This window comes from Clostridioides sp. ES-S-0006-03 (assembly GCF_020662275.1).
GTDB lineage: Bacteria > Bacillota > Clostridia > Peptostreptococcales > Peptostreptococcaceae > Clostridioides.
Map to the genome: position 1 here is coordinate 62,433 of NZ_JADGMM010000008.1, position 21,612 is coordinate 84,044.

General features: G+C 26.7%; 20 protein-coding genes. 3 read left to right on the forward strand and 17 right to left on the reverse strand.

The genetic code is table 11. The features are described from left to right. Positions 1 to 149 precede the first annotated feature (149 nt). The 3 genes from rseP to IR151_RS12155 all read right to left on the reverse strand — a co-directional run bounded on the left by rseP (position 150) and on the right by IR151_RS12155 (position 2,784). Positions 150 to 1,154, reverse strand: a complete 1,005-nt coding sequence (rseP, locus tag IR151_RS12145) for an RIP metalloprotease RseP (RefSeq protein WP_227434782.1) — start codon at positions 1,152 to 1,154, stop codon at positions 150 to 152. Between the two features lie 12 nt (positions 1,155 to 1,166). Continuing rightward, a complete protein-coding gene (locus tag IR151_RS12150; RefSeq protein ID WP_227434783.1) occupies positions 1,167 to 2,321 on the reverse strand; it encodes a 1-deoxy-D-xylulose-5-phosphate reductoisomerase in 1,155 nt (384 codons plus the stop codon). A 259-nt stretch (positions 2,322 to 2,580) separates the two neighbouring features. Next, positions 2,581 to 2,784 carry a helix-turn-helix domain-containing protein gene (locus IR151_RS12155; protein ID WP_227434784.1) on the reverse strand — a complete coding sequence of 68 codons (204 nt, stop codon included), beginning with the start codon at positions 2,782 to 2,784 and terminating at the stop codon, positions 2,581 to 2,583. 399 nt (positions 2,785 to 3,183) lie between these two features. Between IR151_RS12155 and IR151_RS12160 the strand changes: the two genes are divergently transcribed. Together IR151_RS12160 and IR151_RS12165 are read left to right on the forward strand one after the other, a co-directional pair. Next, positions 3,184 to 3,333, forward strand: coding sequence for a hypothetical protein (locus IR151_RS12160; RefSeq protein WP_227434785.1), 150 nt, complete (start codon positions 3,184 to 3,186; stop codon positions 3,331 to 3,333). A 39-nt stretch (positions 3,334 to 3,372) separates the two neighbouring features. Further along, complete coding sequence (locus IR151_RS12165) at positions 3,373 to 3,804, forward strand: hypothetical protein (protein WP_227434786.1); 432 nt, start codon at positions 3,373 to 3,375, stop codon at positions 3,802 to 3,804. Between the two features lie 690 nt (positions 3,805 to 4,494). Here the strand turns inward: IR151_RS12165 and IR151_RS12170 are convergent. The 11 genes from IR151_RS12170 to IR151_RS12220 form a co-directional block, all read right to left on the reverse strand. Next, positions 4,495 to 7,539 carry a diguanylate cyclase domain-containing protein gene (locus tag IR151_RS12170; protein WP_227434787.1) on the reverse strand — a complete coding sequence of 1,015 codons (3,045 nt, stop codon included), beginning with the start codon at positions 7,537 to 7,539 and terminating at the stop codon, positions 4,495 to 4,497. Positions 7,540 to 8,156: 617 nt separating this feature from the next. After that, positions 8,157 to 8,936 carry a phosphatidate cytidylyltransferase gene (locus tag IR151_RS12175; protein WP_227434788.1) on the reverse strand — a complete coding sequence of 260 codons (780 nt, stop codon included), beginning with the start codon at positions 8,934 to 8,936 and terminating at the stop codon, positions 8,157 to 8,159. 12 nt (positions 8,937 to 8,948) lie between these two features. Beyond that, complete coding sequence (locus tag IR151_RS12180) at positions 8,949 to 9,683, reverse strand: isoprenyl transferase (protein ID WP_227434789.1); 735 nt, start codon at positions 9,681 to 9,683, stop codon at positions 8,949 to 8,951. A 28-nt stretch (positions 9,684 to 9,711) separates the two neighbouring features. Further along, complete coding sequence (locus tag IR151_RS12185; protein ID WP_227434790.1) at positions 9,712 to 9,915, reverse strand: hypothetical protein; 204 nt, start codon at positions 9,913 to 9,915, stop codon at positions 9,712 to 9,714. Between the two features lie 2 nt (positions 9,916 to 9,917). Then, positions 9,918 to 10,475, reverse strand: coding sequence for a ribosome recycling factor (frr, locus tag IR151_RS12190; protein WP_227434791.1), 558 nt, complete (start codon positions 10,473 to 10,475; stop codon positions 9,918 to 9,920). Between the two features lie 25 nt (positions 10,476 to 10,500). Next, positions 10,501 to 11,205, reverse strand: a complete 705-nt coding sequence (pyrH, locus tag IR151_RS12195) for a UMP kinase (protein WP_003430597.1) — start codon at positions 11,203 to 11,205, stop codon at positions 10,501 to 10,503. Between the two features lie 83 nt (positions 11,206 to 11,288). Then, positions 11,289 to 12,200, reverse strand: coding sequence for a translation elongation factor Ts (gene tsf / locus IR151_RS12200; RefSeq protein ID WP_021384993.1), 912 nt, complete (start codon positions 12,198 to 12,200; stop codon positions 11,289 to 11,291). Between the two features lie 78 nt (positions 12,201 to 12,278). After that, positions 12,279 to 12,992, reverse strand: coding sequence for a 30S ribosomal protein S2 (gene rpsB, locus IR151_RS12205; protein ID WP_003424537.1), 714 nt, complete (start codon positions 12,990 to 12,992; stop codon positions 12,279 to 12,281). Between the two features lie 206 nt (positions 12,993 to 13,198). After that, complete coding sequence (locus tag IR151_RS12210; protein ID WP_227434792.1) at positions 13,199 to 14,383, reverse strand: D-alanyl-D-alanine carboxypeptidase family protein; 1,185 nt, start codon at positions 14,381 to 14,383, stop codon at positions 13,199 to 13,201. 103 nt (positions 14,384 to 14,486) lie between these two features. After that, positions 14,487 to 15,545 (reverse strand): potassium channel family protein, encoded by a 1,059-nt coding sequence (locus IR151_RS12215; protein WP_227434793.1) that lies wholly within the window; start codon positions 15,543 to 15,545, stop codon positions 14,487 to 14,489. Positions 15,546 to 15,748: 203 nt separating this feature from the next. Then, positions 15,749 to 16,396, reverse strand: a complete 648-nt coding sequence (locus tag IR151_RS12220; protein WP_227434794.1) for a helix-turn-helix domain-containing protein — start codon at positions 16,394 to 16,396, stop codon at positions 15,749 to 15,751. A gap of 183 nt (positions 16,397 to 16,579) precedes the next feature. On the opposite strand from IR151_RS12220, the gene IR151_RS12225 reads away from it, so the two are divergent. Beyond that, a complete protein-coding gene (locus tag IR151_RS12225) occupies positions 16,580 to 17,203 on the forward strand; it encodes a manganese efflux pump (protein WP_227434795.1) in 624 nt (207 codons plus the stop codon). Positions 17,204 to 17,341: 138 nt separating this feature from the next. Here IR151_RS12225 and IR151_RS12230 read toward each other — a convergent pair whose 3' ends face one another. From IR151_RS12230 to IR151_RS12240, 3 genes are all read right to left on the reverse strand, one after another. After that, a complete protein-coding gene (locus IR151_RS12230) occupies positions 17,342 to 17,920 on the reverse strand; it encodes a LuxR C-terminal-related transcriptional regulator (protein WP_413927361.1) in 579 nt (192 codons plus the stop codon). Positions 17,921 to 17,924: 4 nt separating this feature from the next. Beyond that, positions 17,925 to 18,875, reverse strand: coding sequence for an ATP-binding protein (locus IR151_RS20480; protein WP_227434796.1), 951 nt, complete (start codon positions 18,873 to 18,875; stop codon positions 17,925 to 17,927). 748 nt (positions 18,876 to 19,623) lie between these two features. After that, positions 19,624 to 21,603, reverse strand: a complete 1,980-nt coding sequence (locus IR151_RS12240) for an ABC transporter permease (protein ID WP_227434797.1) — start codon at positions 21,601 to 21,603, stop codon at positions 19,624 to 19,626. Between the last annotated feature and the right edge of the window lie 9 nt (positions 21,604 to 21,612).

The following is a 21,612-nucleotide window of genomic DNA, read 5'->3' on the forward strand; positions in this document are numbered from 1 at the left end:
TCAATATCTTAAAAAATACTACAAACTACATATATATTATAAATTAAAAAGCTATATAGTTAAACAACTAAGAATAAATTTAACCTTTTAAAATTAATTTATTCTCACTTAAAACTACATAGCTTTTTTAAACTTTATATAAAGTTAAATTATTGAAATAACCTTAATATATCTTTATATGTTATAAAAAGCATAAATAACATTAAGGCTCCAAATCCAACTACATTTATCATACCTTCTTTATTTGGGTCAAGTTTTTTACCGCCTCTAACAGCTTCTAATAATAACATAAGTATTCTCCAACCATCAAGGGCTGGTATTGGTAATAAGTTTACTATACCTAGATTTAAACTTATGACAGCTGCCAAATAGACTACATTTATAAGACCTGTTTGGGCTGCATCTGATACCATACCAATAACACCTACTGGTCCTGCAACAGCATTACCAATTCCTCCTGGTACACGTCCTGTAACCATTTGACCTAAGAATGTTAACATCTGTTTTGTCATATCCACAGTAGTTTTACATGCATTTACTATTGAACCAAAGAAATCTTTTTCTCTTTGTGGCTGAATTCCTATTTCATACTTTCCATTGTTATCTTTAGGAATTACATTTACAACTTTATCATTTCCATCCCTAGTTATACTAAGCTTCAATTCTCCACCAGAAGAAGTATTTATAATATTTGCAACTTCATCCCAAGTCTTAACAGAATTACCATTTATTTTATTTATCTTATCTCCTACTTGAAGTCCTACTGCTTGTGCAGGAGTATCTTGCATTATTTTTCCAAGTGTAGTAGTTGGAGAACCTATATACAAAAACACTGGTACTAAAAGTACTGCTGCCAGTATTATATTAAATATTGGTCCTGCTACAATAGTACTAAATCTTTGTAGTATAGATTTATTTCCAAAAGAATTTGGACTTATTTGTTCTTCGTCTTCACCCTCCATACTTACATATCCACCAATTGGAAGAGCTCTTATGGAATACTCTGTATCTTTTTTTACACTATATATCTTAGGTCCCATACCTATAGAAAACTCATTTACCTTAATCCCACTTCTTTTTGCAAATATAAAATGTCCTAATTCATGTATTAATACAATTATACTAAATAGTATTAATGCAGCTATTATAGTCATAAATTCACCTTCCTATTTTTTTATCAGATTTTCAACATAAGCTCTACTCCATCTATCTGTTTCTAAAATTTGTTCTAACGTTGGTTTGCTTATGCTTTTATGAACCTCTAAAGTTTTCTCTATGTAATATGGTATGTCATAGAAACCAATTTTATCCTCTAAAAATTCACTTACCAAAACTTCATTTGCAGAATTTAAAACAGAAGAATAAGTTCCACCCATCTTTAGACATTCATAAGCTAATTTTAAACATGGAAAAGTCTCTAAGTCTGGTTCTTCAAAGGTTAAAGTACTAAATTTTGAAAAATTCATTCTTTCAAAATTACTTTCCATTCTATCTGGATATGTAAGAGCATATTGTATAGGCAACCTCATATCTGGACATCCTAATTGTGCAATTATAGAACTATCTGTATATTGTACCATTGAGTGAATTATGCTTTGTGGATGAACTACTACATCTATATTTTCTTGTTTTACTCCAAATAGCCATTTAGCTTCTATTACTTCTAGTCCTTTATTCATAAGAGTTGAAGAGTCAATACTTATTTTTCTTCCCATACTCCAGTTTGGATGCTTTAAAGCTTCATTTTTAGTTATATTTAAAAGTTCTTCTTTTTTCTTTCCTCTAAATGGACCACCAGAAGCTGTAAGTATTATTTTTTCTATATTTTTATTATTCTCTCCATTTAAACACTGAAATATAGCACTATGTTCACTATCAACGGGAAGAATATTTACATTATATTTTTTTGCCTCTGCCATTACAAGCTCTCCAGCAGTTACTAATGTCTCTTTATTCGCTAATGCTATATCTATTCCCTTCTTTATAGCACAAAGTGTTGGGACCAATCCTATCATTCCCACAACAGCAGTTAAAAGTACATCAATTTCATCTAGTGATGAAATTATTTTTAAACCTTCCATTCCTGTTAAAACTTCTATCTCTATATTTTGTGGCAATATTTCTTTTAATTTTAATGCTTTGCTTTCCTCAAAAACGGTTACATATTTAGGTCTAAATTCTACAATTTGTTCAAGTAGTAATTCAATACTGCTATTAGCTGATATTGCAACTACCTCAAACTTGTCTCTATTTTCTCTAACTACATCTAAGGTTTGCTTACCTATAGAGCCTGTAGAACCTAAAATTGATATTTTTTTCATATAATAATCCTTTCTAATAATAAATATACCCTACCAAGACATTATAACACTACTAAAACAATTATTTTTACTATTCACAAAAACTTCATATAATTACTGGAAAAATATATTTAGTTTACATTATAGCATTACTCTTTAATTTTAATTTATTCACATATAGTTACTTTTATTTTTAATCCAATAAAACTCTATCTATTAAATTAAACCTTACCTATTCTTTATATGTTTTTTACAATATTATTAAAATATTTTAGCATCATTAAACATCCTTTTTTATTTCTACAACATCTTCTATTTTACAGTCTAGTGCTAAACATATCTTTTCCATTGTATCCATAGAAACAGACTTATCATTTCCTAATCTACCTAAAACAGAAATACTTATACCTGATATATTTACAAATTCCATCTTTCTTATTTTTCTATCAATTAGCAATTTCCACAATGGAGTGTATGAAATCATTTTATCACCTCTTCTAAAATCTATTTTATCATATTTTATCTATTTTGAAAAATTTTCATCTTTTTCGATAAATAATCATTTATTCAAAATTGGCTAAAACCATGTTCTTTCAATATTGATAAATAAATTCATTTTAATATAACAATAAATAGCACCTATCAAAAATATGTTTTAAAATAATCTGTATCTAATTAAAAAGCTTTACAGAAAATTATATTTATTAACTTTAAGTAATGATAGAAGTAATTTCTTCTGATTATAAATTTGTATAATCATTATCCCAAGTTAACATAACATTCCAAAAAATAAAAAACTTCAATGTTACTTTTTTATATAAATATGTTAAAATAAAACAAAGTAATGGATTAAAAAACTATACTATTAATAGAGGGTTATTAAATGAAACAGAGTGAAAAAAGAGAAAATGAATTTATAAAAAATAGATGGACTTTAGCTGTCATAGAAAAAGAAAAAAAGGTTACTTGTATTATTCGTTATTTACTAACAATACTTGCTATCATTGCTCTCCTTACTCCTATGAAAATTTAATTTTCCATCTATATATTTATATTACTATTCAGTTGGATGATGTATTTATGGCTATATCCTAAAATGCTACTAGAAATACCTAAAGCAAAAGAATCAAGAAAGTATTATATACCATTTCCTTTAACAGCATGTTCATTATCTATGTTAACTCTACTTTTATCAACAAACACCCTAAATACACCAAATAATGAAAGATTTAGTTTTTCTGCTATTTACATGATAGTGTTGTTAATTTTTTATGCCTTAGTATTAATTATCAAAAAAAGACATGAAACAAAACTTAAAGTATTACTGATTACCTTATCTACATTTATTCTTAGTTTTTCTACAACACCAGCATTAAATTATATAGCAACATTAGATAAACCTGAGTTTGAATTTGTAACAGTTGTTGATAAAGAAATAAATCCTTCTCGCTCTGGGAACGATTACTATCTTAAAATAAATGTAAATAATAAAATAAAAAAATGAAAGTTACTAATAACATGTATGATTCGACAAATAAAAACAACTCAGTTCAACTTTGTAAAAGAAAGAGTATCTTTGGTTATGAATACTGGACATTACACAAATAACATTATTACATTATTAATAAAATCAAATTGAAATCAACTCAATTATTATATGAACATTTTATTCTTATGATTATTAATCTAAATAAAGCCAATAAGAAAAAGCATTAGTTACATTACTAATACTTTTTATCTATTGCTAATTTTAATTACAAATTTTTAATTCTTCTAGCATGTTATGTTCTTATTACACTTTTACAATATTTATATTATTTTTCAGTCACATATTTATTAAAAAATTCTTTTTCTTCTATTGGTCTCGAAAAATAAAATTCTTGTCCCACATCACATTTAATAGTCTTTAAAAAATCTAAGTCTTTCTTAGTTTCAATTCCTTAACATACAACATACATATCTATACGATGTGACATTTTAATAATGTACTAAATGATACTTGTAGACTTTTTCTCAATTAAAGGTTTCTTTAAGTAAGCTTTTCTAAAATTGAATTAACTGGCTCTGATATTTCATTAAAAGCACTTTCAGTTACCTCTATTATAATGTATCTATATAACTTACAAATAACTAATCACTTAGTAAAGGTGATTACAAAAGCTTTGTAGTAACATGTGTTTGATTGATTTTATTTTTAGATGGAAAACATACAATATGTATTTTTACCTTCTTCTTTTGCTCTATACAATGCACTATCTGCACGATGATACAACTCGTAAAACTGTTTCCCATCTTCTGGGTATCTAGAAATACCTATACTTACACTTACTTCAAAACATAATTTATCATATGTAAACGTGGTATCTAATCTTTTTAATATATCATGACCTTTTTTTTGTAGGCTTTCTTTATCTCCATTATACTCCATAAATGCTATAAATTCATCACCTCCAACACGGCCAACAATATCTGTTTTCCTAAAATTACTTTTTAGACATTCCGCTAACTCAATTAAGATTTTATCTCCAAATACATGCCCCATAGTATCATTAACATCCTTAAAATTATCTACATCAATCATAAATAATGCATATTTCTTATTTTCATCAACTGATAGCAACATGTGTCTTATCTTTTCCTCAGTAGTACTTTTATTTAGTAATCCTGTCATTAAATCATTTTGAGATTGCTCAATTAACTTATTATACTCTCTCTTTTCTTCATCAATATTTCTTATTTTACCTAGTATCGATATAGTAGCATCTCCAATCTTATCAGGTTCATTAAATACTATAGAACACCATAAATGTACGTTATCTTTAGAACGTATACGTATCTCTATTGCTTCTGGCTTATTACCAATACGTGCATTTTCTAAAGCGTCAAGTAAAATCTGATGGTCTTCTTCATAAATATTTGATAATTGTTCAGAAATTGTTCCTCTTGGTTCTATCTCAAATATACTATAATAGTTATCAGAAAATGTTATTGTACCATCCTTAAAACTATATTCAAATAATATATCTCCCCATTGTTTTAAGGCTGTTTGATAGCGATTAACAAGTCTATTAGATTTTTTATCACTTTTTTCAGAAGTTACATCTGTTGCCTCTGTTACATCCACAATACTTGAATAAAAGTACTTCTTGCCATCTTTATCATTTTCACATAATCTAGAAATCGTTTCTAAAGAAATCAAACGATTATCTTTACATCTAACATGATAATGAAGTGTAACTATATCTCCAGAATTAACTTGGCTTATCATATCTCCAAGTACAACTCTTCTATCTTCTTCTATAATTAAATTGATATACTTTCCATCAAACTTACTTTTAATTTCTTTTTCTGTATAACCTATCAATGATATAAAGCTAGGAGAAATATAATCTAAAGTAAAATTTTCATCAAAATGGATACATTTTACACAAGCAGGAATATTATCTAAAACTCTTCTGTATTTCCAATAGGATTCTTCCATCTCTAAAGACCTTTTCTTAAGCCTATCATTTTCTATTATGACTACAATTAAACTTTTAGAACCCTGTTTACCTTTTACTACATTGCCTGTTCCAAGTATCCATATAGGAGTTCCATCAGATTTTACTACCCTAAATTCAATTGTAACTATATCGCTAATTCCAAGTTGCCTTCTAATTTCATAATTCACATATTCCATATCATCTGGATGCACAAATCCTAATGCTTGATTTTTAAATTTTTCTTCCATCTCTTTAATGGTATAACCTAACATCCTTCTATAGCCTTCATTACATGTAAGAAAAGTAAATTCAGGGTTCATTCCTACTTGAAATATGCCTGCATAAGCATTATCAACCAATTCTTTTATATTCATTGAATGTGTTGGAGTAAAGGCAGAATATACCATACTTTTTTCTTTTTCTATAGAAAGTTCTTTTGATATAACATCTTCCTGATAATTAATGCTCTCAATATTCTTTTCAAAGTAATGCTCATAAAACTTCTCTGCGTTTATAGGCTCATTATAATAAAATCCTTGCAATATTTCTGGTCTCATCTGTTCAATTATTTTTAAAGTTTCTTTATTTTCAATTCCTTCCACATAAACGGACATATTCATACTATGACATAGATTAATAATTTGAGAGACGATTTTTTGGTCTATTACATCATATGTAATACGGTTTAAAAGAGTATGATTAATTTTTAAAGAATCAGCTCTTAGTTCACGAAAAATTTCTAAAGATGAATGTTTTGCTCCAAAGCTGTCGAATGTAATCTTAATACCTTGACTTCGAAAAAAATCAAAAGAACTCCTTATTTCTTCTATTTGTTTTATGTTATTATTTTCTGTTAATTCCAATGTAATCAGAGATGGAGATATACCCTCTTGCTTTATAGTGTCTAAAATAAAAAACTTGAAGCTAGGGTCTTCAAGCTGCTGATATGACACATTTATATTCATATTGAAATTTGGCATATATTTTGTCCATACTTTTAATTGCTTTAAAGCTGTTTTAATTACCCATTGACTAACTGTATCCATAAGCCCAGAAGATTCTAAAAAAGGTATAAATTCAGTTGGACCAAGTTTCATTTCAAAATTAGGATTTCTCCAACGAAGCAATACTTCGCATCCATATAGTTTCTTACTATTGTTAAAAATAAGTGGTTGATAATTTAAATAAAATCCTTTAAAATTATTTAATACACTTTCTCTTAGATACTCTATCAACTGTATAGAATACTGCGAAAAAGTCAACTCATCTTTTGAATAGACAATTAGTGTTTTTTTCCCTTGCTTTTTTGCTTTTTCAAATGTAACACGTGCATTTTGGTATAGTGTATCACAATCTATACCATCTTTTGGATAAAAACAAATACTTCCTGATATAGTAAATGAAATAGCATGTCCATTAATCTGTTTTATACATTGTGCGATATCTTGAAACCTATTAAAGAGTTTTGTTAATTCATAACAATCTCCATTTGGATACAAAATTCCAAAACCATTTCCATCTAATCTATATAAACTTATATCTTCAGGTAAAAAAGGTAAAATAGATTTAGAAAACTTTTTTAAAACCCTATCTCCAAATGAATAAGAATATAAGTTATTAATTTGTTCGAAATCATCAATTCCAATAAACATAATACCATATGGCTTTTTCTGTGTTTCTAGACTTGAAAGCATCATTCTCAAATTGTAATTTCCATTTAAATTCGTTAATTTGTCTATAATATTATTAGTTAACATGCCTATTAATCCATCCCCCCTAAATTGCTTTAACTTCTTGAAATAAACTTTTTTCTATTATTTTTTTAATTCCAATCATATTTTCTAGTTATGAAAATTTATATATATATAATAAATTCTTACCTAATTCAAAAGCTATTTTTATACTGGTATACTTTAAATTTACATCATCAACTTGATGATGTTGAAGATGGAGTACCTAATATATTTCAATAAACAATTAAAATATATTATTTATTGAGAATTTAACTATTTGAATTTATTTTATCATATTTTGGAAATATTTTCCTTTTTTTTGATATATTACTTAAATTATACCCATACTTATCAAATAAAATCAATAATATACTTATGACTTATTAATTATACATAAAAATAAAATTTATAATTGAGAATAAATTAGTTATATTCAGATATGTAGCTTATAAAAAGATACTATATTTAAAAATGTCGAAATTATTAAATAAAAAAAGATTTTTTACAATATTTTCTAAATTATAAAAAAATGAAAATAGCCATGTAACTAAATACTCACAGAATTCTTCTGCTTTTTAAAAGTTACATAGCTATTTTCATTACTAGCAATTATAGACTGCCTTTTTAAAACCAACCAATCTTTATCTAATAAAAAATTTAATAGTATTATATACAAAAGGCGCTACTAATATAACACTATCGAATCTATCTAATATACCCCCATGACCAGGTATTATCTTTCCATAATCCTTTATCCCTACATATCTCTTTATTGAGGATGCAAATAAATCTCCTAATTGAGCTATTATACTTCCTATGCTTCCTATTATAGCCAATTGAAGCAAATCAATACCAAATAAATACCCAAATAAAATACAACAAAGTGTACTTCCTATTATTCCTCCAATAGCTCCTTCTACAGTCTTTTTAGGACTCACTTTAGGGATTAACTTATGTTTGCCAAGTAAATAGCCACTAAAATATGCAAATATATCTGTCATAAAAGATATTACAAATATAAGCCATACATAGATATTCCCTCTTTCAAAGCTATTTATAGTTATAACTATAAAATCTAAAAATACTCCTATATAAAAAACTCCTAAAAATGTAATCGAAACATCTATAACATTGCTTTTGCCCATCAACATATAAATTATACTTGCTAAAAATAAAATGAAAAGCACTGCATAAGTATATTCCAATGGTAAGTTAAAAATATTTTTTACAGCTAAATAAATAGAAAATATATACCCTATAATAAATATTGGATGTATATCTTTTATTTTAAATGCTTTATAAAATTCATGTAATGCAATATAAACTATTGCCATCTCAGCTATATAAAGAGGAATCCCTCCATATACAACAAATAGAAATAATGGAACCAGAGCTAGTGAAGCAATAATTCTTGTAAGCATAAAATAATCTCCTTACTTAAGTCCTCCAAATCTTCTATCTCTTTTTTGATATAAATATATAGCCTTTTGTAATTCTTCTTTGTTGAAATCAGGCCAATGTATATCAGTAAAGTAAAACTCAGAATAAGCAACTTCCCAAAGTAAAAAGTTACTCAATCTTTGTTCACCACTTGTTCTTATGACCAAGTCTGGATCTGGTATAGACTTTGTGCTTAAATAGTTTTTTATAATATCTTCATCAATATTGTTTATATCTATTTTACCACTTTCACAATTTTTTACTATATCTATAAGAGCATTTTTTATATCTGCCCTACTTCCATAGTTCAATGCTAAATTTAAGTTAACTCCTGTATTGTCTTTTGTCATTTCCTTAGCTGAATTTAATTCTCTTATACAAGTTTTTGGTAAAGCACTTATCTCTCCTATAGCTGTTACTTTTACATTATTTTGATGCAGTTCAGCTATTTCATTTCTTAAGTATGTAGATAATAAGTTCATAAGTGTATCAACTTCAAGTTTTGGTCTTTTCCAATTTTCTGTTGAAAATGCATATAGTGTCAAGTGCTTAACACCTAAATTTGAACATTCTTTAACTATATCTCTTATAGTTTCTACTCCAGCCTTATGTCCTGCAGTTCTTGGAAGAAATCTGGATTTTGCCCATCTTCCATTCCCATCCATTATAATAGCAATATGAGTAGGTATGTTATTTAAGTCTATGTCATACATGATGTTGTTATTCATATTTTGCCTCCAATATTGTTCTGACTCCTTAAATTAAGGAGTCAGAAAAGTATGTGATTATTAGTTCTACACTATCACCTATCTCAGATATTTTTATAACTCTAGGAACTACAAGTTTATCTTTATCCTTTTTACCTTCAATAGATTTTATGGTATAAGCTACATTTTGTTCATCAAAATATTGTTTTACCTCATCTATATGAAGACCTAAAAGGTTATAATATTTTTTCAATATTATACCTCCATTATATCCTTTTCTTTTTTAGCCAATAATGTATCTATTTCTTTTATAAATTTATCAGTCATTTTTTGAACTTCATCTTGTGCTTTCTTTAATTCATCTTCTGTTATTTCTCCGCCTTTTTCCATTTTCTTAATTTTTTCATTGGCGTCTCTTCTTTCATTTCTTATTCTAACTTTAAATTCTTCTGAAGCTTTACTGGCCTTTTTAGCTAATTCTTTTCTTCTTTCCTCTGTTAAAGCTGGTACAGAAAGTCTTATAACTTCACCATCATTAGATGGATTCAATCCTAAATCTGAGTTAGCTATAGCTTTTTCTATTTCATGCATAGCAGATTTATCCCAAGGAGATATCATTAGTATTCTTGGCTCTGGTACAGATATAGCACCAATTTGATTTATTGGAGTTGGAGTTCCATAATAATCAACTCTTATTTTGTCTAACATTTGTGCATTGGCTCTTCCTGCTCTTATAGTTCCAAATTCGAACTTTAAAGCATCAATTGTCCCATTCATTTTCTCTTCTAACTGCTTATGTATTTCTAGTTTCATAATTTTACTCCTCCTTCATTCTTCATTATTTTACAGTAGTTCCTATATTTTCACCTTTTACTGCTCTTATTATATTCTCCGTTGTAAGCTCAAATACCTTTATTGGAATCTTATTATCCATACATAAAGATGTAGCTGTAGAATCCATAACTTTTAATTCTTTTTGTATAACTTCCATATAGCTTAATTCTGTAAATTTCTTAGCATCTGCATGTACTTTTGGATCCTTGTCATATACTGCATCAACATTTTTAGCTAACAAAATAACTTCTGCTTCCATTTCAGCAGCACGTAAAGCAGCAGTTGTATCTGTTGTAAAGTAAGGGTTTCCAGTTCCTGCACCAAATATAACAACTCTTTCCTTTTCTAAATGTCTAACTGCTCTTCTTCTTATATATGGTTCTGCAATTTGTCTCATATCTATAGCAGTTTGAACTCTTGTAGCAACGTCTATATTTTCTAGTGCATCTTGTAATGCCATTGCATTCATAACTGTAGCTAACATACCTATATAGTCAGCAGTAGTTCTATCCATTCCTTCGCTAGTTCTACCTCTCCAGAAGTTTCCTCCACCTACAACTACAGCCACCTCAACACCTATTTCTTGTATTTTTTTAATAGCAATAGCAATATCATTAACTACATCATTATTTATACCAAAACCTCTTTCTCCCGCTAATGCTTCTCCACTTAATTTTAACAATACCCTTTTGTACATTGGTTTATCCATCAGAAACCTCCTATTTCAATCCTTCATATCCATTTTTTCTATTTTTTAAAAAAGAGAACACCTGCGTGTTCTCTCTTTGGTTATTACTTAAGTTGCTTAGCAACTTCTTCTGCAAAGTTTTCTTCTCTCTTTTGTATACCTTCACCAACTTCGAATCTCACAACTTTAACAACTTTTATATCAGAACCTACTGCTTTAGCAACATCAGCAACTAATTGTTTAACAGTTATATCTGGATTTTTAACGAAAGTTTGCTCTAATAAACAAACCTCTTTTAATTCTTTTTCTAATCTTCCTTTAACCATTTTTTCAACTATATTAGCTGGCTTTCCTTCATTTAATGCTTGTTGAGTTAATACTTCTGTTTCATGTGCTATGTATTCAGCATCTACTTCATCTCTTGAAACGTATTTAGGATTCATAGCAGCAACTTGCATAGCTACATCTTTACCTAATTCTAAAACTTTAGCATCTCTAGCTTCTGTTTCCATTTCAACAAGAACACCTATTTTTCCACCACCATGGATATATCCAGCAACTTGTCCATTAGTTACAACTTTAGCAAATCTTCTAAAGTCTAATTTTTCACCTATTTTTGCAACTCTATTATTTAAAACTTCTTGTAAAGTTATTCCTTCTCTATGAGTTTCACCTAATAAAGAAGCGATATCTTCTTTATCAGTAGCTAATGCCATACAAGCAGCATCTTTAACGAACACTTTGAAGTCTTCATTTTTAGCAACGAAATCTGTTTCTGAGTTAACTTCTACCATAGAAGCAACTGTATTATCATCGTTCATTTCTATTGCAACTAGACCTTCAGCAGCAACTCTACCAGCTTTTTTAGCAGCTTTTGATAATCCTTTTTCTCTTAATAAATCTACTGCTTTTTCCATATTTCCTTCAGCTTCTTGTAAAGCTTTCTTACAGTCCATCATTCCTGCGCCTGTACTTTCTCTTAACTCTTTTACCATTTGAGCAGTTATATTAGCCATTTTTTAAGTTTCCTCCTACTTATTCTATTCCATATTATAAATGGTAAGGGCGACCCTTACCATTTAATTGTCAAATTATTATTCTTGGTCTTCAGCTACTTCTTCTTCAGCACCTTGTCTACCTTCAATTACAGCTGTTGCCATAGCACCAGTTATTAATTTTACGGCTCTTATTGCATCATCATTTCCTGGTATAGCAAAGTCTAATTGTTCTGGGTCACAGTTTGTATCAACTATACCAACTACTGGTATACCTAATCTGTGAGCTTCTTGAATAGCTATGTTTTCTTTTCTTGGGTCAACTACGAACATTGCACCTGGTAATTCAGGCATGTCTTTTATTCCACCTAAGTACTTTTCTAGTTTTTCTTTTTCAGCTCTTAATTTTATAACTTCTTTTTTAGGAAGAACGTTAAATACGCCTTCTTCTTCCATTTTTTCTAATTCTCTTAATTTATTTATTCTAGTTTTTATAGTTTTGTGGTTTGTTAACATTCCACCTAACCATCTTTCATTAACAAAGTACATTCCACATCTTTCAGCTTCATCTTTTATCGCATCTTGAGCTTGTTTCTTAGTTCCTACGAATAAAATTGGCTTTCCTGTTTCAGCTACTTCTTTAGTGAACTTGTAAGCTTCTTCAACTTTTTTAACTGTTTTTTGTAAGTCGATTATATATATTCCATTTCTTTCTGTGAATATATACTTAGCCATTTTAGGGTTCCATCTTCTTGTTTGGTGACCGAAGTGAACACCTGCTTCTAATAATTGTTTCATTGATATTACTGACATATTTACCTCCTGGTTTTATACCTCCAGCTTGATCTTCTCCCTAAAAAACCATGTAATAGGCACCTTTTAAGGATCCCAATGCTGTGTGTGATTTATTTTATTTTTTCACCTCTAGTAGTATATCATAGAGGTGAAAAAATAACAATATTTTTTCCATATTTTCTATTTTTATATTTTTTTGTATATTTTATACCATTTTTTTGAATTTAATTTGCAAATTTCATTTTTAATTTTGTTTTTAGTGGTACATTATCAACACTATTATCACTGACTATATCTACACTTCCAAGTAAATCACCTGAACTAGTGTAATATTTTATAGTACCCATAGTATCACCTTTTTTAACAGGATACTCCATATTTTTAATTTTTACTTCAGATTTTATATTTTCATCATTTTTTAATATTGTATAAAGTTCATTTTTGGCTTTTAAAGTAACCTCTAGTTCTTTCATTCCTTTTATATATTTCTTACCAATAAAGCTATCTTTATCAATTACTTTTTTCATATTAAAATTCTCTTTTCCATATTTTAACATAGCCAAAGAAGAGGATATTCTTTTATCTTTATGATTAGCACCTAATACAACGCCTATTACTCTACGTTTTTTCTCATTTTTATCATTCTTATTAACAATCATAGAAAATGATAAACAATAGCCAGCATTCCCAGTGTACCCTGTTTTTATACCATCAACTTCAGGTATAATTCTCAATAATGCATTTGTATTGCTTTTTTCAAAGCTTCTATCTGAGTTCGTATAGGTTTCCATATCAGTTATAGCTGTTACTTGCTTTTCATAATGGTCAAACATGTATTTTCCAAGAATAGATATATCTCTTGCAGTAGATATATTTTCTTTTGCTGGTTTTTTGGGATTACTTAAATCATATATTGGAAGACCATTTGGATTTAAAAAATGAGTATTAGTCATTCCTATTTCTTTTGCTTTTTTGTTCATCCTATCTACAAATGCCTCTTTAGATTTGCAAATATGTTTTGCTATAGCAATTGCTGCATCATTTCCTGATACAATCATAAGACCTCTCATAAGTTCTATAAGTGGTACTTCTTCACCAACTTTTAGTTTATAGCTTGAACCTTTCACTGAAGCAATAGACTTGTCTATCTTTATTGTGTCAGTTTCTTTTACTTCTTTATTTTCAATAGCCTCTATTGCAAGTAAAAAAGTCATCATCTTACTTAAACTTGCTAAAGGTACCTTCATATCAGGCTCTTTACCATACAAGACTCTACCTGTTTCTTGGTCTATAAGTATAGATGTTTTTGAGTATTTGTCTACGGATTTTTCATCAGCATATGAATAATTTGGTATTATAAATGCTAGAATTAGAGTTAATGTTAAAATTTTTTTTATTCCGTTTTTCAATTTTTTCACCTTCTTGGATTATTAAGTATATTTATATTTAAATTTTCCCTCTTTAGTCCAATTTATATCTAGTAATTAATACCTATCCATATTTACACAGATATTATCTTATCATTCTCTTAATAATCACAGATGCCCAAATTGCTCCTATTGTAACTCCTAAAAATACTTCTATACCTGCTAAAGCTTTACCAATCAAACTTGTAGCAACCATATCTCCGTATCCTACTGTACTAAATGTAGCCATACTAAAATACCATAAATCTATATATGTTTTAAAAATCTCACTTGCTGAATAATTACCTAAGTTATTTATATTTAAAGTTATAAGTGTACTGTTTGAACTTTCTATACCTACGAATAGATATAATAAGGCAAAACTACTTATTATAGCTATAATCACAAATAATATATTCCATGGTTTTTCTCCATAACCTGTAGTATAGTGCGCTATTTGGTCAAAAAACTTTTCAACTAAATAACTGCTGAGAGTTGGATAGTCAGAACGTTTTATCATTTTGCTACTATAAATTCTTTCCTTATAATAGTAAGGACCTATCATCTCATAATCTCCAATTTTTGTAGCTTGATTTCTAGCTATTCTATAATTTATTTTTCCATGCTTGCATTCACTTTTTCCATACTCCACATTTTTAAGTATAAATTTTGTACACATACTAAAAATTATTCCATCCATTCTTGGAAAATTTTCTACTTTATTAACTACTAAATCAGGCCCTTTAAATTTTACTTTTTCAAATATCTTATCATTTATATATACCTTATTGAACTTTGTTTTATTAAAATCACAATTTTCTAAAAATACACAAGCATTAAAAGATACTTGACCCCTGAAATCTGTATAGTTAAAAATAACATTTTTTTTAAAAAGATATTTTCTAAAATTTGCTTCTTTTTTAAATATCGTTTCAGAAAAATTTAATAATTTATAGTCATAAGTTAATATTTCTTCTGCATTAAATTCATTCTCAAATATAAATCCATTAAATTCATTTATTTCTTCCTTATATATATTGTCCATCATCAGTTTTATATCTTCACTAGACTTATTCTCTTTGTGAAAAATACAATATCCAGAAGAATCTGCTTCTCTATGACATTTTTTTCTTTCATCTATTTTAGATATCCATTTGCAATTCATAAATATCCTCCAGTACAAAAAAATTATCACTATTTTGTATTAGTTTGGATATTATTTTATTTTATATACTTAAATACATACAAAATATATATTAAATTGTTTATTTTAAAATTTTCAAGTTATTTCTCCTTAGATAAACATTAAAATTTATCTATACTCAGTATCTTTGTTTGTCATCCCCATAGAGTAGTACAATTACAAAACTACTTATCTTTTCTAAGTAGTTTTGTAATCATATTTAATGCTACTAAGTCATCCATAAATCCTATTGGAAATACAAAGTCTGGAATAACATCCGTTGATATAACAAAGTAAAGCAGCATACTTCCAGTCAATAAATATTTTTTTATTCCTAATTTTCCTGTACAAAATTCAGCATACATGTCCCTCAGTCTATCTGTAAATTGTCCTTGTTTTTCTATAGAATCTATTTTTTTACTAAAGCTATCAAAAAGTAATTTTTTCCCTTCATCTGTTTGAACATATAATTCACATTTACTTAACTCTTTCTCAATATTTCCGTTGAAATTTTTATCATTAATTAAATTTGCAAATCCAAGTACATCATCAAAGTTACTAAAATCGCTATCTATATTAAAAATTTGTTTATTATTACTGTTTTTAAACTCATATCCTGATGCTTTTAATAACTCTTCTAAATTTACATTTAAGTGTATTGCAATCTTTTCTAGGTGATTTATATTCGGTTTTTGTTTATTATTTGCTATGCGAGATATAGTAGATTTATCAATTCCGCTTTTTTTACTCAACGCTCCCATTGATATTGATTTTTCTTTTAATAATGCCTTCAATAGATTACCAAAACTCTCAACCTCAATATGTTGCTCCATTATTTTCACCTGCTTTATTATGTTTGGTTTTATATTATATAATATGAATTTTTTGTTTTTTAGGTGTTACAAAATGTTGAAATTCTATCAACATTCTATTGGTTTATCTGTAACAATTTATCTCTTTTTACAATACTATAACTATATAAGTATAAAATTTAAGAGAAAGGATGTTAATCTACTGTGATTGAATCAATTTTATTAGTAACTTCTCTTTGTATAGATGCCTTTGTAACAAGTTTTGGATATGGCGTAAATAAAGTTAAAGTTCCTTTATATTCAAATATGATTATTAGTGTGGTTTCTTCAGCAATTTTGGCAATATCACTTTTTGCAGGTACAATAGCTAGAGACTTTTTACCTCAAAATATAACAATGTTGATATGCTTTTTAATTTTATTTTTATTAGGAAGTTCTCGATTAGTTGAGAGTTTCTTTAAATCTTATTTCAAAAAAAAATCCATACATTCAAAAGATTATAATTTTAATATGCTAGACCTTAAGTTAAATTTTAATGTTAGTGTTGAACCTGACACTTTAGATACAAATAAATCTAAAATTCTTAAATCTGCTGAAGCATTTACACTTGCACTTGCTTTAAGCTTAGATGGATTAGCTATTGGATTTGGAAGTGGTCTTGTAGGTGTAAATTATATACAAGTTATCTTATTTTCTCTAATTTCAAATATATTAGCAGTATCATTTGGTTGTTTACTAGGAAATGTATTTGTTAAAAATATAAATCTAAATTTATCTTGGTTAAGCGGTTTGATTTTACTAATTATTGGATTTATGAAAATATGTTAACAAAAAGGCTATCTTAAAATTTTATTTTAGATAGCCTTTTTATATATATTTTAAATTATAAAAATTTCTACTTAAATTTAATTATTATATTAGATGAAAATTTACAATCAAATACATTTACTAAACTACAAACTTCTCTTATTGCATATTGAGTTTAATATATCCAAGCTGAACTCCCTTTGTGACAGCTTCTAATGAAGAAGATACATTTAGTTTATCAAAAATGTTTTGGATATGATTAGATACTGTTCGCTCACTTAAGTATAATTGAGTTGCTATATCTTTTCTCTTAACTCCATTATATAGAAATTGCAATATTAATTTTTCTCTATGTGTTAGCTCTTCAATATATTTTATTTCATCTGGAAAATAATTATATCCATTTTGAATCTGATTTAATATTTCAATAAATTTATCTGGCTCAATATTTTTATTTATAAAGCCTTTTGCACCCATTTTTTGAGCTTCATACTTATATACAGGCAAATCATAACCCGTTAACATGACTATTTTTACTTTAGGTATTATTCTTATAATGTCTTTTGCTAGAGACAACCCATCATTGTCAATTTTTCCTAAATTAATATCAATAAGAATTATATCTGGTTTTTCATTTTTAATTATTGAAATTACCTGGGAAATATCTTTAATATAAATAAATTTTTCTATTTCAGTATAATCTTCTAATGCAATTTCTAAGCTTTTTGCAAATAACACATGGTCATCTATTAATAAAATATTTATAATAATTCTCTCCTTCCATAGGAATTTTTACAACAATACTAAACCCAGAAGCTGTCTTATCAATATTAAAAACACCATTTAATCTGTGTAATTGTTCTTGAATAGAAGATAGCCCATTATTTTGATATCTTATTAAATCATATTCACTTTCCACTCCCACTCCGTTATCTAATACTGAAAGAATTATATCTTTATTTTTTTGAATTAGTGAAATTTCGATTTTAGAGCAATTTGAATGTTTAAAAGCATTTGTTACTAGCTCTTTTAATATACGGTATATAATAAAATTATATGGTTCAGCCAAAAATATATTCTCTTCACATGTAAAACAAATTTCTATATTTTTAGATAAATAATTACCTCTAACCATAACAAACATATTTTCTATATTTTCTTTTAATGTAAGTGTTTTTAACAATATTGGATGATAATCCTGCATTTGATTGCGAATAGATAGATTTAATTTTTCTAATGTACTTACGATTATATATTTTACATCTGGATTTTCAGATTTTTTCATCATATTTTTAATTGACAGTAAATCTTGTAATACTTCATCATGTAGATAATTAGAAAAATCCTTTTTAAGCTCTTCCTCTTTATATATCTGCATTAGATTATTTATTAAGTTACTTTCTTGCACACTAAATTTTTTTACTGAATTTTTATTACATATGATATCATCAATGTTTGTGTAAATTAAAATAAAGTAAAGTAGAGTAAACCAAAATATACAATGTATTATTATAAAATATGTAATTATATTAAGGTCTAATAGTTTTCCAATTCCAACGAAAAATACACTTATTAAAGAAATAAAAATCAATCTTTTCTTACCATTTAGCATAGTATTTTGTTTTATATAACCTTTATCTTTTATAGCAATATTATGGATACTAAATATGGCTAATGATATAATTAAATACATTCCTAGATTCTCAACATATTCCTGTTTTTTAGAAAAAACTATAGCATATACAAGGAATATAAATAATAAAATAGCTGAATATATAAAATTTCTTTTCTCACACTTTAAAACAAGTATCACAGTTTTTTTATATAAGACTATTAAGAATATAAAGCTTATCAAACTTATAATTATTTGTAATAAATAAAGTAGTGCAAACAGATGATTATCAATAAATTTTGAAACGACTGTCAAAGCACACATAAGTTTCAATATAAATTCTAAGCCTTTCTGGTAGTTGTATTTGTAATCTTGAAAGAAAAATACAAATAAAAATCTTACACTTTCAAAAACAATAATCGGACTTAGGAAAAAAATTAATTCAGAAGATATTTTACTATTATCAAATAAAAATAAAAAATACCAAGAAAGCAAAACAAGCAAGTTTGTAAATTGTACGAGCACTCTATTTTGTTTCAAGTTAATTAATTCAATGTACATTATATTAACAACTATAATAGATACAAGTAAGAGAGTGAAAATGGAAATACTTTTAATATTTTTATTATTAAAAAATTCATAAATTAGAAATAATATTATCAATAATTGATTTATTAATATGAAAATCTTTCTTTTATTATAACTGACTTTGAACATATTAACTCCTTTCTGATAATTAATTATATGATAACATTACATAACTTGTAAATTAATTTATATACAAGATGCTTATCTTCTATTTTCCAAATATTTTATAAAATTTTTAATGCTATTTTTTAAGCACTATTTTATAACATGAATACTTTGTTAAAATGTAATATCCTATATATACTAGTGTAAATATGACACTTGCAAATACTATTGGAATTATTATAGGTGTATTATTTCCTAATATGTTATCTATTAAAGCAGATTTGTAAGCAATTAGTCCAAATATACTATGTGCCATTCCTAATACATATGGTATCGAAAAAAACACTAAAATCTGATTCTTAATTATTTTCTTTATATTTTTTTGACTATATCCTATTTTACTCAATATATTAAAACTATTTCTATCATAAATGGCATTAGAAATACTGTGAAAATACAGCATACTTCCTGTAGCAATAAAAAATATAACAGAAAGAAAGCTAATCAATAAAAAAGTTGAACTACTCTCATGCACAATTTCAAATTTTCTTTGATAAGCACTTATAAAATATGGATTATTCTTTAATAAATTTTTAAGTTTTTCATAAATTTCTTTATTGTCTCTCATATCTTTTCCATCAATACTTATAATAGAATTTCTTGATAGATTATTGTATCTAGATATTTCATTATATAGTTTATCCGACACTATTAATGTTCCAATACTATTTGAAAAACTAATTGGATTATCTAATGTAGTATCCTTTATAACCACATCTACCTTTTTATCTGAATATAAATCTAAGTTAAGGATTTTCCCTTTATCCACATTTTCTTCACTTGGTCTATATTTTACTAATACACTTTCATTATAATTCAGAGGTTTTAAATCAAATTTTTTCCCTTGTTGTTTAATTAATTCTATATAATCAGACTCTGATATACAGTCAAATCCAGAGATTCTTCCTTTGTCTTTGCCAATAGAATACTCAATTGGTAAATTTTTTGATGAAGAATTTACTTTTATAATATTTGTTTCTCTGTATTTAAGGTTTTCTATTAATTCATAATCTCTTACAGCATTAATAATTTTATCAACATTACTTTTTTCTTCTAACTTAAACTCAATAGCAGAAGGTACTATACGAGAAACTGCTACTACAGGATAATAAATTGATAAAACAGTTGACGCAAATATACATAATGTTCCTGCTGACAACAAAGTTAATAAAATTAATGTTTTTGCATTAGAACGTATGGAGTAAATAAACTTAGGAATTGTAATAATCTGTATTTCTCTATAAAAATGATTTTTTTTAGTTTTTAATATTCTAATAATATAAGGTAAAAATGAATTTATAAAAAAAACAGTTCCAACAACTACGCAAAGTAAGGTCAATATAGCAATTGGAGAAAAACCAATACTATACCAAACAGAATCCTTTCCTCTAGTCATATCAAAAGCTAGTACATATCCTAATACAAGCATAAAAATACCTATAAAAGCTATCAAAGGTCTTATTATAATCTGTTTTTCTTCGTTTCGTTCTATTTTGACTAAATTAAGAAGAGAATTTCTTCGAATCAATTTCCAATTTGAAAAATATAGTACAAGTAATATAACAATTAAAAATAATATACTAGAAATAACAGCATTTACATTGAAAAAAGGTATCTTTGAACTATCTACATTTAAATTTAATGAATGCACAATTACATGTATAATAAACTTATGTAATAATGAACCAGCTAAAACACCTATAATAAAAGCAATCATGCAAATAAATATATTTTCAATCATAACTAATTTTAATATACTTGATTTTCTATATCCCATCAAGGTGTATATGCCAAGCTCTCTCATTCTACGTCTTATAAAAAATCTATTTGAGTAAAGCATATAGAATAATACAAATGAAATTATAAAAATTGAAATAGTTTTTGTCATAGTTTCTACTCTTCCATCTGATGAAATTTTATTCATTATAATATCATTCACAGAAAAAGATACAAAACTAAAAAATATCATGAGTATAAAAGCTACAGAAAACAAATATAATGAATAAAACGAAAAGTTTTTCTTGAGATTCTTTTTAGCAATGTTATATATATTCATTTTTACTAT

What these genes read in the sequence shown, in the direction of transcription:
- frr (WP_227434791.1), bottom strand. Translation starts at nt 10,475, where the DNA reads ATGAAACTAGAAATACATAAGCAGTTAGAAGAGAAAATGAATGGGACA.
- IR151_RS12150 (WP_227434783.1), bottom strand. Translation starts at nt 2,321, where the DNA reads ATGAAAAAAATATCAATTTTAGGTTCTACAGGCTCTATAGGTAAGCAA.
- IR151_RS12175 (WP_227434788.1), bottom strand. Translation starts at nt 8,936, where the DNA reads ATGCTTACAAGAATTATTGCTTCACTAGCTCTGGTTCCATTATTTCTA.
- IR151_RS12180 (WP_227434789.1), bottom strand. Translation starts at nt 9,683, where the DNA reads ATGAATAACAACATCATGTATGACATAGACTTAAATAACATACCTACT.
- IR151_RS12155 (WP_227434784.1), bottom strand. Translation starts at nt 2,784, where the DNA reads ATGATTTCATACACTCCATTGTGGAAATTGCTAATTGATAGAAAAATA.
- rseP (WP_227434782.1), bottom strand. Translation starts at nt 1,154, where the DNA reads ATGACTATAATAGCTGCATTAATACTATTTAGTATAATTGTATTAATA.
- IR151_RS12165 (WP_227434786.1), top strand. Translation starts at nt 3,373, where the DNA reads ATGTATTTATGGCTATATCCTAAAATGCTACTAGAAATACCTAAAGCA.
- IR151_RS12170 (WP_227434787.1), bottom strand. Translation starts at nt 7,539, where the DNA reads ATGTTAACTAATAATATTATAGACAAATTAACGAATTTAAATGGAAAT.
- IR151_RS12220 (WP_227434794.1), bottom strand. Translation starts at nt 16,396, where the DNA reads ATGGAGCAACATATTGAGGTTGAGAGTTTTGGTAATCTATTGAAGGCA.
- IR151_RS12240 (WP_227434797.1), bottom strand. Translation starts at nt 21,603, where the DNA reads ATGAATATATATAACATTGCTAAAAAGAATCTCAAGAAAAACTTTTCG.
- pyrH (WP_003430597.1), bottom strand. Translation starts at nt 11,205, where the DNA reads ATGGATAAACCAATGTACAAAAGGGTATTGTTAAAATTAAGTGGAGAA.
- IR151_RS20480 (WP_227434796.1), bottom strand. Translation starts at nt 18,875, where the DNA reads ATGTATTTAATTATATCATTAGCCATATTTAGTATCCATAATATTGCT.
- IR151_RS12215 (WP_227434793.1), bottom strand. Translation starts at nt 15,545, where the DNA reads ATGAATTGCAAATGGATATCTAAAATAGATGAAAGAAAAAAATGTCAT.
- tsf (WP_021384993.1), bottom strand. Translation starts at nt 12,200, where the DNA reads ATGGCTAATATAACTGCTCAAATGGTAAAAGAGTTAAGAGAAAGTACA.
- rpsB (WP_003424537.1), bottom strand. Translation starts at nt 12,992, where the DNA reads ATGTCAGTAATATCAATGAAACAATTATTAGAAGCAGGTGTTCACTTC.
- IR151_RS12160 (WP_227434785.1), top strand. Translation starts at nt 3,184, where the DNA reads ATGAAACAGAGTGAAAAAAGAGAAAATGAATTTATAAAAAATAGATGG.